Annotated in this window: 10 protein-coding genes; 3 read left to right on the top strand and 7 right to left on the bottom strand. The window is 64.8% G+C overall.

Annotated elements, in window-relative coordinates; all coding sequences use genetic code 11:
- Positions 1–73: 73 nt before the first annotated feature.
- Both P3T18_RS30335 and P3T18_RS30330 read right to left on the bottom strand, forming a co-directional pair.
- Positions 74–1,072 (bottom strand): transketolase family protein, encoded by a 999-nt coding sequence (locus P3T18_RS30335; protein ID WP_429303644.1) that lies wholly within the window; start codon positions 1,070–1,072, stop codon positions 74–76.
- Positions 1,069–1,839, bottom strand: coding sequence for a transketolase (locus P3T18_RS30330; RefSeq protein ID WP_429303762.1), 771 nt, complete (start codon positions 1,837–1,839; stop codon positions 1,069–1,071). The genes P3T18_RS30335 and P3T18_RS30330 overlap by 4 nt, the downstream gene beginning before the upstream one ends.
- 210 nt (positions 1,840–2,049) lie before the next feature.
- Between P3T18_RS30330 and gcvA the strand changes: the two genes are divergently transcribed.
- Positions 2,050–2,940, top strand: a complete 891-nt coding sequence (gcvA, locus tag P3T18_RS30325) for a transcriptional regulator GcvA (RefSeq protein ID WP_429303643.1) — start codon at positions 2,050–2,052, stop codon at positions 2,938–2,940.
- Between the two features lie 13 nt (positions 2,941–2,953).
- Here gcvA and P3T18_RS30320 read toward each other — a convergent pair whose 3' ends face one another.
- The 3 genes from P3T18_RS30320 to P3T18_RS30310 form a co-directional block, all read right to left on the bottom strand.
- Positions 2,954–3,952, bottom strand: coding sequence for a porin (locus tag P3T18_RS30320; RefSeq protein WP_429303761.1), 999 nt, complete (start codon positions 3,950–3,952; stop codon positions 2,954–2,956).
- A 99-nt stretch (positions 3,953–4,051) separates the two neighbouring features.
- Positions 4,052–4,840 (bottom strand): DUF2182 domain-containing protein, encoded by a 789-nt coding sequence (locus P3T18_RS30315; protein WP_429303642.1) that lies wholly within the window; start codon positions 4,838–4,840, stop codon positions 4,052–4,054.
- An 8-nt stretch (positions 4,841–4,848) separates the two neighbouring features.
- A complete protein-coding gene (locus P3T18_RS30310; RefSeq protein WP_429303641.1) occupies positions 4,849–5,616 on the bottom strand; it encodes a DUF899 domain-containing protein in 768 nt (255 codons plus the stop codon).
- Between the two features lie 128 nt (positions 5,617–5,744).
- On the opposite strand from P3T18_RS30310, the gene P3T18_RS30305 reads away from it, so the two are divergent.
- Positions 5,745–6,965, top strand: a complete 1,221-nt coding sequence (locus P3T18_RS30305; protein WP_429303760.1) for a helix-turn-helix domain-containing protein — start codon at positions 5,745–5,747, stop codon at positions 6,963–6,965.
- A gap of 9 nt (positions 6,966–6,974) precedes the next feature.
- Positions 6,975–7,667 (top strand): DUF5074 domain-containing protein, encoded by a 693-nt coding sequence (locus P3T18_RS30300; protein WP_429303640.1) that lies wholly within the window; start codon positions 6,975–6,977, stop codon positions 7,665–7,667.
- A 66-nt stretch (positions 7,668–7,733) separates the two neighbouring features.
- On the opposite strand, the gene P3T18_RS30295 is transcribed toward P3T18_RS30300, so the two are convergent.
- Both P3T18_RS30295 and P3T18_RS30290 read right to left on the bottom strand, forming a co-directional pair.
- Entirely contained in the window at positions 7,734–9,242 is a 1,509-nt protein-coding gene (locus P3T18_RS30295; protein WP_429303639.1) for an efflux transporter outer membrane subunit, read from the bottom strand.
- A 1-nt stretch (position 9,243) separates the two neighbouring features.
- Positions 9,244–12,387, bottom strand: coding sequence for an efflux RND transporter permease subunit (locus P3T18_RS30290; protein ID WP_429303638.1), 3,144 nt, complete (start codon positions 12,385–12,387; stop codon positions 9,244–9,246).
- Between the last annotated feature and the right edge of the window lie 12 nt (positions 12,388–12,399).

The raw sequence follows: 12,399 nt of genomic DNA, 5'->3' as shown, positions 1-12,399 counted from the left end.
TGGTGTACTGCGTTGCTGGCTATTGGTGACTACGTGAGTGACTGTGCGGCTGACCACGCCCGCTGCGATGTGCCTAGCGCAGCCAGCCTTTGATCGTGTCGCACATCGCCTCGGTGGAAATACCGTAGCGGTCGTGCAGGGTCGGCAAGGCGCCGGCGTCGAGGAAAGCATCCGGCAAGCCGATCTGGCGGAACGGCGGCGTCACGCCATGGGTCAGCAGCACGCCCGCCACGGCTTCGCCCAGACCGCCGATCACCGTATGGTTTTCCGCCACCACCATGAGACGGCCGGAACGGCGGGCCTCGCGCAGCAGCGTGACGGTGTCGAGCGGCTTGATGGTCGGCACGTGCAGCACGCCGACGTCCACGCGGTCGGCGGCGAGCGCCTTGGCGGTTTCGAGCGCGCGCATCGTCATGATCCCGGACGAGACGATCAGCACCTCGGCGCCGTCGCGCAGCAGCTTTGCCTTGCCAAGCTCGAACTTGTAGTCGTACTCGTCGAGCACCACCGGCACGTTGCCGCGCAGGAGCCGCGCGTAGACCGGGCCGCGATGGTCGGCCATGGCCGGCACCATCTGCTCGATGTCGATGGCGTCGCACGGGTCGATCACGGTGAGGTTCGGCATGGCGCGGAACAGCGCGATGTCTTCGGCGGCCTGATGGCTCGGTCCGTAGCCCGTGGTGAGACCCGGCAACGCGCACACCAGTTTGACGTCGAGGTTGTCTTCGGCAATGGCCTGGTGGATGAAGTCGTAGGCACGGCGCGCGGCGAACACGGCGTAGGTCGTGACGAAGGGCATGGCGCCCTCGTGCGCCATGCCGGCGGCGGCGCCCATCAGCAGTTGCTCGGCCATGCCCATCTGATAGAAGCGCTCGGGGTATTCCTTGGCGAACACGTGCAGGTCGGTGTATTTGCCGAGGTCGGCGGTCATGCCGACCACTTCGGGACGATGGCGCGCCAGTTCGACCAGCGCATGGCCGAAGGGCGCGGAGCGCGTGATCTGTCCTTCGCCTGCAATCGAGGCGATCATCGCCGAGGTCTTCAGGCGTGCTTTCGGTGCGGCGGCGCTCATACGGTTCTCCCGGCTTCGAGTGCTTGCAGCGCGAGTTGCCATTCGTGCGCGTCGACGCGAATAAAGTGGTTTTTCTCGCGTTCTTCGAGGAACGGCACGCCGCAGCCCATACGCGTATCGCAGACGATGATGCGCGGCTGCGCCTCGGGATGCGCCACGGCCGCGTCGAAGGCGGCAACCACGGCGGCAAGATCGTTGCCGTCCACGCGCTGCACGAACCAGCCGAACGCGAGCAGCTTGTCGACCAGCGGTTCGAACGCCATCACGCCCATCGACGGACCGTCGGCCTGCTGATTGTTCACGTCGACCATCGCGATCAGGTTGTCGAGCCGCCAGTGAGCCGCCGACATCAGACCTTCCCAGATCGCGCCTTCGTCGAGTTCGCCATCGGAGAAGAGCGTGAAGACGCGCGCTTTCGAGCCTTTGCGTTTGAGTCCGAGGCAGCGGCCCACGGCAATCGTGAGACCCTGGCCGAGCGAGCCGCCCGACATTTCCATGCCCGGCGTGTAGCTCGCCATGCCCGACATCGGCAAACGGCTGTCGTCGCTGCCGTAGGTTTCCAGTTCTTCGTCGGCGATCACGCCTGCTTCGATCAGCGCGGCGTAGAGCGCGATCGCGTAGTGGCCGTTGGAGAGGAGAAAGCGGTCGCGGTCTTCCCAGTCGGGATCGTCGGCGCGATAGCGCATGGCGCGGAAGTAGGCGACGGCGAGCACGTCGGCGATATCGAGTGCCTGGCCGATATATCCCTGGCCCTGCACTTCGCCCATTCGCAGCGCGTTGCGGCGAATCTGATAAGCGTGCTCCGCGAGTGCGGCGTACGGCGCGGTTTCGCTGCTGTTCACTGGCTGTCTCCTTGATGTCTTTTTCGGGGTCACGAACGTGTCGTTCCCAGTGACTCAAGCGTAATCTCGCCCTCAGGTGTGCTCAAACGAATTAACATAGCCCAATAGATGAATTCAGTTCACCTTGATGCTGCCATGCACAACCGCGTAACCCTCAAGTCGATACAGGCCTTCGAAGCCGCCGCGCGGCTTTCATCGTTCGCGCTTGCAGCAGAAGAACTGTTCGTGACGCCGTCCGCCGTCAGCCATCAGATCAAGCTGCTGGAAGAGCAGTTGAGCATTCGTCTGTTCCATCGGCTGCACCGCACTGTGATCCTCACGGACTACGGCCGCCAATACGCCGAGGAAATCACCGCGGCGTTCGCGCGGATCGACTCGGCCACGCGCGAGATCGGCCGGGCCGCGAAGAGCGACATCCTCACCATCCACTGCACGCCGAGCTTCGCGACCCAATGGCTAATGCCGCGCATCGCGCGTTTCAGCGCGGCGCATCCGGACATCGACGTGCGGCTGAATGCGTCGTCGGCGGCGGCCGACCTGATCTCCGAAGCGGTGGATATCGACATCCGCTACGGTCCGCGCAAACTTCAACCCGCCGGCACGCTGGTGCTCGAACTGCCGCCCGAGACGATCGTGCCGCTGTGTTCGCCCGCGTTGATGTCAGGCGAACACCCGCTGCGCAGCGTGGCCGATCTGCAGCACCATTCGCTGATTCATAGCGAGGGTTGCCTCGTGGGCTGGCGCGACTGGATGCGCCAGCATCGCAAGACGCCGCTCGACATCGGGCGCGGCCCGCGTTTCGACCGCTCGTTCATGGCGATCAGCGCGGCGGTGGATGGTCTGGGCGTGTGCCTCGAAAGTCTGCTGCTCGCGCAACGCGAACTGGAAACCGGCCGGCTCGTCGCGCCGTTCGGTTTCGACGGTCTGATCGTGCATGGGTATACCCTCAACCTGCTGAAGTCCCGCGCCGATCTGCCGAAGCTGCGCAGCTTTCAGGACTGGCTGTTTCCGGAGTTGGAGAAGTAATTCCGGCGCACGCTCAGAAGCGTTCGATCAACCCGAGTTGCACGCCTTTGACGGGCGCGCCGGGATACGCCACCGGCAACCCGGTCACGTTGACGCCGCGCAAGGTGAAGCTGGCGTCTTCGTGATTGGCGAGGTATGCCGCGCTGAAATAGAGCAGCAGGGTCGGCGACATGTCGTATTCGAGCGCCGCGCTGAACTGGTCGGCGTTCGCCCCGGCGCCCGTGAAGTCGCGCGCATGCGTGTATCCCAGCGAAGCGCGTGCGCGTGCCGAGAACGCGTATTGCGCGGAAAGCGATCCGCCCGCGCCGTGATAGAGCGGCGTGCCGCCGTCGCCGTTGAAGAACGCCAGCCAGACGCGCACTTTGTTCACGGCATACGTCGCGCCGCCGAGATTGGCGCGCAACGCGCCCGCACCGTGCGTTTGTTGCCGCGCATAGAGCAGCCGGAGCGACTCGAGCTGATAGCTCGCGGTAACGAAGTAGCCGTCGATCCCGTTACCGTCGTTTTCCGACGGATCGCGCGTCGACACCATCACGGTGGCGTCGAAACCGGCGATCAGCGGCGAAAGGTAGGCAATCGCGTTGCTGGCGTAAGGCGTGATCTTCGAAAGATTGTTGAGGCCGGAGGCGATCGTGCCGGCGCCGAACGCGTCGAGATTGCCTTTGAACGGAATGTAGATGGGCGAATATTGACGGCCGACCCGCAGTTCGCCCCAGTTGCCGCGCGCGCCGATCCACGCTTGCCGGTTAAAGATCACGCCGGGCGTCTGCAAGGTGCCGTCCGCGCTGCTGAAACCGTTTTCCAGCGTGAACACGAGAAACGTGTCGCCGCTCAGCTGTTCGCTGCCGCGCAGTCCGACGCGCGAGCCGCGATAGGCGCCGGAGTCCAGACGCGAGGTCCAGCCGGAACCGGGGTTGGTGACTTCGAGGCTCGTGTCGAACACGCCGTACAGGGTGACGGTGTTGGCGGTGTCGGCCGCATGAGCGGGCGGCCATTGCGCTGCGCAGCCGATCGCGGCACATAAGACGGCTCGACGAAGGTGGCAGGTTTTGCGCGTCAACTGGTTCGTGGTGTCGGCACAGGGATGGATCGAAGTGTACGCGCGGCCTGGTCAGTTCAAAAATACGCTTGGCCATGCAGATGCCATGCCGACCCCGCCGGCTGCAACGAGAATGTAGCCGGTCAGGCGCGCGACACGTTCGCGATCCGGCAGAATACGTTCCGCCGTGATCGCCGCCGTCATGAGTGCCATGAGCCCCAGATTCATGACACCGACGGCAAGAAGAATCGCCGTGAATCCCGCGCAGCAAATCAGGCAGTGAAGGCCGAAAACAGCACCGCTGCGTGCGGCGGCGAGCAGGCCGGCGTCGGCGGACAAGGCCGGAAAGTGCTTCAGGCAACGCATCTTTCGACCGCCGCCCTGAAACACCCCGGCCGCCACCACCACCAGCGCGCTAACGAGCGGCGCCAGCCGCGCCACGTCCGCCACACGCATTTCCACTGCCGCCACCGCCGTGCCGAGCGGAAACACCACTACGCCGAGCGCGAGCCACACCCCGAAATAGCCCGCAGCCGCGGCCAGGGTCAGCCGGACGGAACCGCCCGGCGCACTCCGGTACCGCACCAGCACGGGCAGCAAGGCGGGCAGCATCATCGTCACCATCATTACGATCCACATGCCGACGAACGACGCTGCCGCGCCCTGCCAGGTCTGTCCACACATTCGCAGCCACGCCATCGACATCGTCCAGCCGCCCGGCATCGGCACGCCGCCTTTCGCGGACATGGCCGTGCAGCACACCACCGTCGCCGCTGCACATGTAACGAAAACCAGACTCGCCACGCCAACGAGGCACCGCTCCTGAGTTTGCGTATCGCGAACTGCGCCCACGCCGCTCATGATGCGTCTCAGCGCGTCACGTACTCGTCATGCCGCTTCCACCACACGCCGGTTTCGTTGCGCCCTTTCGGCGCGCGATCGAGCCAGCGGTACATGCTCCAGATGCCGTCCACGCCGCGCGCGTAGGTGGAATACGCGTGATAGACCACGCCGTCTTCGAGCACGAAGGTACTCAGGCCCGGACGGTCGCGCGTATAAGTCGCCGCATCCGTGCCGCAAGTGGCCGCGAACTGGGCGACGGGCGGCGGCACGTCGGCTGCATCCATGGCGTGACCGCCGCGTTCGTAGTTGTATTCGATGCTGCCGTCACGTTGCTGCGCCTCGGTGAACGAAATGTTGAAGTCGAAGTTGAAGTCGCTGCCCGCCGACGACGCCCACGGAAAACGCCATCCCATCCGTTGCTTATAGGCCTGCAACTTGTCGAGCGGCGCGCGCGAAACCGCCATGAGCGTGACGTCGTGATTCGCCAGATGCACGGCAACGCCGTCGAAGCCGTCCGCCACCGACGAGCACGACGGGCAACCCGCCTTGTAGTCCGGTCCGAACATGAAGTGATACACGAGCAGTTGCGAGCGTCCCTTGAAAAGATCGGCGAGCGAAGCGCTGCCCTCGTCGGTGTCGAAGCGGTACGTTTTGTCGATCCGCACCCATGGCAGCGCCTGACGTTGCTGCGCGACTTCGTCGCTTTTTCGCGTCAGCGCTTTCTCCGCTTCGAGCAATTCGAGCCGCGCCGCGAGCCAGGCTTCACGCGATGCGGTGGTGTGTGTCGTCGTCATGATTCGCTCCTTGGTTGTCCGTACCGTCCGGATTCGTGTCGGGCGGCGTTCGGGTTGTCGGTCGTGATAGATTAGTTTCCCGACCTCGGACGATGGGAGTGACAAGTGTGGCGGGATTCGATTCGGCCATGGACGCGCTAGTCACGGCGGCCGCGCGCGCTCTCTCGGCGGGCGACCCGCTCGGCGCCCTGCAACATGTCGCCCTGCGCGACGACGCGGCGTCGCTTGCGTTGCGCGGCATCGCAATGGCGCAGCTCGGCGATTTCGTCCGCGCCAAAGCGCTGATGCGCGACGCCGCGCGCGCTTTCGGTCCTGCGCATGCCGTCGCCCGGGCGCGTTGCGTGGTTGCCGAGGCGGAAATCGCGCTCGCCTCGCGCGAGTTGAACTGGCCCGTGACGACGCTCGACGCGGCGCAAGCCACGCTCGACGCGCACGGCGACCGCGTGAATGCGGCGCATGCGCGCTATCTGACGATTCGCCGTCTGCTATTGCTCGGGCGTCTCGACGAGGCCGAGCGCACACTCGGCTCGCTCGACACCGGGCCATTGCCGCCCGCGTCGCGTGCCATTCACGAACTGATCGCAGCAGGCGTCGCGTTGCGGCGGCTGCAAACCGGCGTCGCACGCACCGCGCTGGCACGCGCCGCCCGTGCCGCGCGTCATGCGGGCATCCCCGCATTGATGGCGGAAATTCAAAGTGCAGCGTCGCTGCTGACCACACCTGCCGCGCGCCTGATCCGCCAGGGCGACGAACGCCCGCTCCTGCTCGACGAAGTGGAAAGCCTGCTGCGCTCGCCGGCTTTTATCGTCGATGCGTGCCGCTACGTGATTCGCCAGGCCGACACCGTCGTGCCGCTCGCAAGCCGTCCCGTGCTGTTCACGCTCGCGCGCATGCTGGCGCAGGCGTGGCCTGCCGACGTGTCGCGCGACGCGCTGGTCGCGCAGGCGTTCCGCGCGAAGCGTGCCGACGAATCTCACCGCGCGCGTCTGCGTGTCGAAATCGGCAGGCTGCGCGCGGCGCTCGGTCCGCTCGCCGATATCACGGCGACCCGCCACGGCTTCGTGCTGGCTCCACGCGACGCGCGGGACGTCGTGGTGCTGGCGCGCCCCGTCGAAGACCGGCACGCGGCACTGCTCGCGTTTCTATCGGACGGCGAAGCGTGGTCGAGTTCCGCGCTCGCGCTCGTGCTCGGCGCGAGTCAGCGCACGGTGCAGCGCGCCCTCGACACGCTCGCGGCGCAAGACAAGGTGCAATCGTTCGGACAAGGACGCGCGCGCCGCTGGACCACGCCGCCCATGCCGGGTTTCGCGACGACTTTGTTACTCCCCGCCGTTTTGTCCAGCGATTAGGATGGAATCATGAAACGATCAGCCGCCAGAATCCTTCGTGAATATGGGCCTTTTCCGGGCGTGAGCAGTGTGCACGGCGTCACCTTCGACGGCACGCAGGTGTGGTTCGCGAGCGGCGACAGGCTGAGTGCGCTCGATCCTGCCAGCGGCGAAACGCTGCGCACGCTCGACACCGCTTCGCGGGCGGGCACCGCCTTCGACGGCCGGCATCTTTATCAGATTGCCGGCGACACGATCAACAGAATCGACCCGGCCACCGGCGACGTGCTCGCCACCATTCCCGCACCGGGCGGCGCGGGCGACGACTCGGGCATGGCGTGGGCGGAAGGCACGCTCTGGGTCGGGCAATACCGCGAGCACAAGATTCATCAGATCGACCCGCAGACCGGCGCGATTCTGCGCACGATCGAATCGAATCGTTTCGTTACCGGCGTGACGTGGGTGGACGGCGAGTTGTGGCACGGCACCTGGGACGACGACACGAGCGAACTGCTGCACATCGACCCGCAAACCGGCGATGTGCTGGAGTGCGTGGAGATGCCGGCCGGTGTCGGCGTGTCGGGACTGGAGTCCGACGGCGGCGAACTGTTCTTTTGCGGCGGCGGCAACAGCGGCAAACTGCGCGCCGTCCGGCGGCCGTCGAAAGAGGCGGCTGACGTCACGGATTCCGACATGCGCGATAACTCTGAAGCCGATAAATGAAAGGCCCGCTACGTAGCGCGTAGCGGGCCTTTCATACTTTAACGCCGGATTGCGACGAACCCGTAATTAGCCTGACGTGTGCGCGGACTCCGGTGCCGACACGTCGTCAAGCGGTGCATCCGGCGGGCGCGGTTGATCGCCCGCATGCGCGATCCAGCCGCCGCCGAGATACTGGTACAGATCGACGAGGTTGGTCAGGCGCGACAACGACGCCGTGATCAACGACTGCTGCGCCGAATACAGATCGGTTTGTGCGGTCAGCACGGTGAGATAGCTGTCCACGCCATTGCGATAGCGCAGGTCCGACAGATCGTAGCGCCGCTGCTGCGACTGCGTATAAGCCTGCAAAGCCGAAATCTGGCGGTCGTAGGTGCCGCGCGCGGCAAGACCGTCGGCAACCTCGCGGAACGCGGTCTGGATCGCCTTCTCGTACTGCGCGATCGCGACGTTTTTCTCCAGGTGCGCGAGGTCGAGATTGGCCTTGTTCGTGCCGCCTTCGAAAATCGGCACGGAAATCGTCGGACCGAAACTCCACGCCAGTTGCCCCGGTTTGAACAGACTGCCGAGACTCGCGCTCGCGTAGCCCATGCTGCCCGTCAGCGAAATGCTCGGGAAGAACGCCGCGCGGGCCGCGCCGATGTTCGCGTTGTAGCCCTTGAGCGTGGCTTCGGCTTCGATGATGTCGGGACGGCGTGCCAGCAGATCCGACGGCAAGCCGGCGGGAATATCCGCGAGCAGGCTCTGATCGTTCAGCGGCAGACCGGCCGGCAGGTCGGCGGGCAACGGCTCGCCCACCAGCACGACCAGCGCGTTTTCCGCCTGCGCGCGCGAGCGCTGCTGGCTTTCGTAGTTCGCCTGCGCCTGCTGCATCGTGCCGGCCGCTTCACGCAAATCGAGCTCAGAGCCCGTGCCGGTGTCGAATTGCAGCTTGGTGAGTTTGTACGAATTCGTGGCCACGTCCAGCGTATTCTTCGTGACCTTGAGCATTTCGTCGTACGCGACCATGGTCAGGTACTGATCGGCCACACTCGACACGAGCGCGATTTCCGCCGCTTTGCGAGCCTGCGCAGTCGACAGATAGGTTTGCAATGCCTGCTCGGAGAGGCTGCGCACCTTGCCGAAGAAGTCCACTTCCCACGACGCGCCCGCGGCAACCTGATAGTCGCTGCTCACGGTCGCGCGGCCGCCGTACGAAAGATCGGCAGGCGTGCGCGAGCGCGTACCGGTGCCGGTCACGGAGACGGTGGGCAGCAGATTGGCGCGCTCGATGCGATATTGCGCCCGCGCCTCTTCCACCTGCAGCACGGAGACGCGCAGATCGCGGTTGTTGTGCAGCGCCAGTTCGATCAGGCGCTTCAGACGCGGGTCGGCGAAAAACTCCTGCCAGCCGATGTCCGTCGCGGCGCGGCCCTGCGCGCTGCGCGTGCTATCGGAGGAAGCCGGCTGGGTCTCGTACGCGCCGCCTTGCGGAAAACTCGCCGCAACCGGCGCGTCGGGCCGATGGTAAGTGGGCGCCAGGGTACAGCCGCTCGCCAGAGCGGCCACCGCCAGCACGATCAATGCGTGTCGTTTCATCTCAATGTCCTTCGTGCTGTGCGTGGTCGGGTTGCGGCGCGTCGCCGCTGAATTTGGAGCGGATCACGACGTAGAACATCGGAATCAGGAAGATCGCGAAGAAGGTCGCCGTCAGCATCCCGCCGATCACGCCGGTGCCGATCGCGTGCTGGCTCGCCGAGCCCGCGCCGTTGCTGATCGCGAGCGGCAGCACGCCGAGAATGAAGGCGAGCGAGGTCATCAGGATCGGACGCAGACGCAGGCGCGCCGCTTCGACCGCGGCCGCCATCGCCGTCATGCCCTGCTCGATCTGCAACTCACGCGCAAACTCGACGATCAGAATCGCGTTCTTCGCCGACAGCCCCACCGTGGTCAACAAGCCCACCTGGAAGAACACGTCGTTTTCGAGCCCGCGCAATGTCACCGCGAGCAAGGCGCCGATCACGCCGAGCGGCACGACCATGATTACGGCGAACGGGATCGACCAGCTTTCGTACAGCGCGGCCAGACACAGGAACACCACGAGAATCGAGATGCCGTACAGAATCGGCGCCTGCGAACCCGACTGACGCTCCTGGAACGACAGACCGGTCCATTCGTACCCGACGCCCGCCGGCAGCTTCTCCACGAGCTTCTGCATCTCGTCCATGGCCTGACCGGTACTCTTGCCCGCGCCCGCCTGGCCCTGAATTTCCACCGCCGACACACCGTTGTAGCGCTCGAGCTTCGGCGAACCGTAGGTCCATTCGGTCGAGGCGACCGCGGAGAACGGCACCATCGTTCCGCTGCTGCCGCGCACGAACCACTTGCCGACGTCGTCCGGATTCATGCGGAACGGCGCGTCGCCTTGCAGATACACCTTCTTGATACGGCCGTCGGTGTCGAGGAAGTTGTTCACGTACGCCGACGCCCACGCAATCGAGAACGTCTGGTCGACGTCCGACACGGTGACGCCGAGCGCTTCGGCCTTCTCGCGGTCCACGTTCACCTTGAACTGCGGCGTGTCGCTGAGGCCGTTCGGTCGCACCAGCGCGAGCGAGCTATCTTTCGCGGCCATGCCGAGCAGCTGGTTGCGCGCGTTCATCAGCGCGTCGTGGCCGAGGCCGGCGTTGTCGGTCAGTTCGAAGTCGAAGCCCGACGCCGTGCCGAGTTCGGGAATCGACGGCGGATTCACCGGAATCACGGTGGTCTCTTTATACGAGCCGTAACGGGCGAACATGCGGCCCACCAGCGCCTGCACTTTCTGATTCACACGCTGACGCTGCGAGTAGTCCTTCATGCGCACGAACGCGAGACCCGAGTTCTGTCCACGGCCGGCAAAACTGAAGCCGTTGACGGTGAACACCGAATCCACCACGTCTTTCTCGTCGTGAAGCAGGTAGTCCGAAATATTCTTCAGCGTGCGCGCGGTGGTTTCCTGCGTGGAGCCGGGCGGCGTCTGCACGATCACGAACATGGTTCCCTGATCTTCGTCGGGCAGGAACGACTTCGGCAGCTTCACGAACAGCACGCCCACCGCCAGCACGACCGCGAGATAGATGATCAGCCAGCGGCCCGAGCGCTTGATGACGTGTTGCACGCCGCCGTGATACTTGTCGCGGCTTTTGTCGAAGGTACGGTTGAACCAGCCGAAGAAGCCCTTCTTCTCTTCGTGGTGACCCTGCGGAATCGGCTTGAGAATGGTCGCGCACAGCGCCGGCGTGAGCACCAGTGCAACCAGCACGGAGAGCACCATCGCGGCGACGATCGTGAGCGAAAACTGCCGGTAGATCGCGCCCACCGAGCCGCCCGAAAATGCCACCGGCACGAACACCGCCGAGAGCACCAGCGCCACGCCCACCAGCGCGCCGGTAATCTGGCCCATGGCCTTTCTGGTCGCGTCGCGAGGCGATAAACCTTCTTCCGCCATCACGCGCTCGACGTTTTCCACCACCACGATCGCGTCGTCCACGAGCAGGCCGATCGCCAGCACGAGCCCGAACATGGAAAGCGTGTTGATCGAGAAACCCGCCGCGTTCATGATCGCGAAGGTGCCGAGCAGCACCACCGGCACCGCGATCGTCGGGATCAGCGTGGCGCGCAGGTTCTGCAGGAACAGATACATCACGAGAAACACCAGCACGATGCCTTCGATCAGCGTCTTGACCACTTCTTCGATCGACTGCTTCACGAACGGCGTGGTGTCGTACGGGTAATTCACCTTCAGGCCGTGCGGGAAATTCTTCGACAACTCCGCCAGCTTGGCGCGCACCGCATTCGCGGTTTGCAGGGCGTTCGCCCCGGTGGCGAGCTGAATGCCGAAACCGGCCGTGGGCTGACCGTTGAACTTGGTGTCGAAGTTATAGTTTTCGCCGCCCAGTTCGACACGCGCCACGTCCTTGATACGCACGTGCGAACCGTCCTGATTCACTTTCAGCAAAACGTTGCCGAACTGCTCCGGCGTCTGCAGCAGGGTCGCCTGCGTGATGGTGGCCTGCAACGCCTGGCCCGGCACGGAAGGCGTGCCGCCGAGCGAGCCGCCCGCAATTTGCACGTTCTGGTTGGTCAACGCGGTTTGCACGTCGACGGGTGTCAGGCTGTACTTGTTCAGCTTGTCGGCGTCGAGCCAGATGCGCATGGCGAACTGCGTGCCGAACAGCGTGACCGTGCCGACGCCGTCCACGCGGCTCACCGGATCTTCGATGTGCGAGGCCACGTAATTCGCGAGGTCGTAGCGGTCCATGCTGCCGTCATCGGACACGAAGGCCATCACCATCAGGAAGCTGCTGCTCGACTTGGTGACCTTGGTGCCCTGCTGTTGCACCGCTTCCGGCAGCAACGGCGTGGCCAGTTGCAGCTTGTTCTGCACCTGCACCTGCGCGATGTCGGGATTGGTGCCCGCTGCGAAGGTCAGCGTGATGGTCGCGCTGCCCGAGTCGTCGGAAGTCGAGGAGAGATACAGCAGGTGATCGAGACCGCTCATCTGCTGTTCGATCACCTGCGTGACGGTGTTTTCCACCGTCTTCGCCGATGCGCCCGGATACGTGGCGCTGATCTGCACCGAAGGCGGCGCGATGGTCGGGTACTGCGCAACGGGAAGATTGAAGATAGAGGCGATACCCGCGAGCATCAGAATAATCGCGATCACCCACGCAAAAATGGGGCGGTCGATAAAGAATCGTGCCATCGAACGCTCCGC

The sequence above is a fragment of the Paraburkholderia sp. GAS199 genome, from assembly GCF_050436585.1.
GTDB lineage: Bacteria > Pseudomonadota > Gammaproteobacteria > Burkholderiales > Burkholderiaceae > Paraburkholderia.
The sequence above is the reverse complement of the archived record's forward strand: the minus strand, read 5'-3'. Positions and strand labels throughout refer to the sequence as shown.

Excerpts from the sequence above, each read along its gene's own strand:
- P3T18_RS30305 (WP_429303760.1), top strand. The coding sequence starts at position 5,745 with ATGGACGCGCTAGTCACGGCGGCCGCGCGCGCTCTCTCGGCGGGCGAC.
- P3T18_RS30315 (WP_429303642.1), bottom strand. The coding sequence starts at position 4,840 with ATGAGCGGCGTGGGCGCAGTTCGCGATACGCAAACTCAGGAGCGGTGC.
- P3T18_RS30310 (WP_429303641.1), bottom strand. The coding sequence starts at position 5,616 with ATGACGACGACACACACCACCGCATCGCGTGAAGCCTGGCTCGCGGCG.
- gcvA (WP_429303643.1), top strand. The coding sequence starts at position 2,050 with ATGCACAACCGCGTAACCCTCAAGTCGATACAGGCCTTCGAAGCCGCC.
- P3T18_RS30335 (WP_429303644.1), bottom strand. The coding sequence starts at position 1,072 with ATGAGCGCCGCCGCACCGAAAGCACGCCTGAAGACCTCGGCGATGATC.
- P3T18_RS30290 (WP_429303638.1), bottom strand. The coding sequence starts at position 12,387 with ATGGCACGATTCTTTATCGACCGCCCCATTTTTGCGTGGGTGATCGCG.
- P3T18_RS30300 (WP_429303640.1), top strand. The coding sequence starts at position 6,975 with ATGAAACGATCAGCCGCCAGAATCCTTCGTGAATATGGGCCTTTTCCG.
- P3T18_RS30330 (WP_429303762.1), bottom strand. The coding sequence starts at position 1,839 with ATGGGCGAAGTGCAGGGCCAGGGATATATCGGCCAGGCACTCGATATC.
- P3T18_RS30295 (WP_429303639.1), bottom strand. The coding sequence starts at position 9,242 with ATGAAACGACACGCATTGATCGTGCTGGCGGTGGCCGCTCTGGCGAGC.